Origin of the sequence: Staphylococcus sp. HMSC077D08, from assembly GCF_001837945.1 — a bacterium.
Classification (GTDB): domain Bacteria; phylum Bacillota; class Bacilli; order Staphylococcales; family Staphylococcaceae; genus Staphylococcus; species Staphylococcus epidermidis.
The window spans coordinates 1-536 of the sequence record NZ_KV834812.1 but is presented as its reverse complement, the minus strand read 5'-3'; the positions used below and the strand labels follow the sequence as shown (position 1 = coordinate 536).

The 536-nt window shown below is 32.8% G+C and carries 1 pseudogene; it reads right to left on the bottom strand.

Going from position 1 to position 536, the window contains the following annotated elements:
- Window positions 1-174: 174 nt before the first annotated feature.
- Window positions 175-536: pseudogene (locus HMPREF2663_RS09240) on the bottom strand (hypothetical protein); the annotation flags it as partial.

Genomic DNA, 536 nt, shown 5'->3' with positions numbered 1-536 from the left:
AAAAGACTACGAAGCAGATCCACCTCTAATTTGGGGCTTTTAATATCAGAAAAGCACTAATTACTCAACCTAATGAATAGTTAGTGCTTTTAAATTTCATTATTAGTCCTCCAACGATACATCATCATATTTATGTATTCGATCACGTAGATTACTTACAATAGCATGTACAGCTTACGTTTGTATCTTTATCTTTTTGCCCGAACCACCAGAGCCACCATTTCCTTTTTTGGCAGAAGCATCCGAATCCGCTTTAACACTTTTCGATGATTTACTTGTAGATTTAGAGCCTTTTTTCGTTTTGGACGCTTTATCAGCTTTAGCTTTTTTATTAAGTTTTTTAATAAAAGCACTTTTCGTATCATCAAGCCCTACTGGGTCTTTATCAGTATTAAATATATTGAATTGATTAAACATCTTCTTCGCTTTTTTATATGCAGCCAATTCACCTTTTGACATTTCTTTTGCATTGCCCTTTTTATCAAAACTATCATAAGTTCCTATAAAATGTTGTCCTACAAAAGGTAACGATGTTA